At 50.2% G+C, this 609-nt stretch carries 1 pseudogene; it reads left to right on the forward strand.

The window, feature by feature from the left end:
- Positions 1 to 37: 37 nt before the first annotated feature.
- Positions 38 to 609 (forward strand): annotated as a pseudogene (locus tag R8N49_RS28645) (hypothetical protein); the annotation flags it as partial.

Genomic DNA, 609 nt, shown 5'->3' on the forward strand with positions numbered 1-609 from the left:
CTCTATTTGCCCACAGCCTCGTTCAGGAGAAGGAAGCGTGGAAGCGTGTTTGATGGTAGCGAGTGATGAAGATGGTCGCCTATTTACCGCACCACCATCAGTGAAGCTCATGAACAAACTAGGCTATGAGCTTGTTAAACCTTTGAGCTACGACGCGACAAAACCAAAAACTTACGTTGGCATCAAAACGGAAGACGGTACACGCGGCCCTGTGGGTGACTTTGCGATGTTCAACCAATACGGACGTGATCGCGCAGGCTTAACCAGCCAATACGCAAACTGGTGTCATGATTTGTCTGTAAGAAACTTTGCTGGCCGTGACAACTGGCGTCGTGCCACACGCAATGAGTTGTTTAGCTTGTATCGTGCATCACGAGGCAGTGTTTGGGATGGGACTGAAAGCATCTATGAAGAAGACAAAGATGGCGGAGGTTTTGGTTGGCCAGCGAATTCGGAATATTGGTCTACTTCGCTAATGGATTTACCGCATCATGAGGGCGTCGTGTATGACATCATTAACCTGCATCGAGGTCGAGCGCAGTTGGTGATGGATGCTCGAGACCCGGCTTATGCTTCCTGCGTGTCTGACGCGCCTGGCGTTCCTCTTAA

The sequence above is a fragment of the Vibrio sp. 1978 genome (assembly GCF_033344345.1).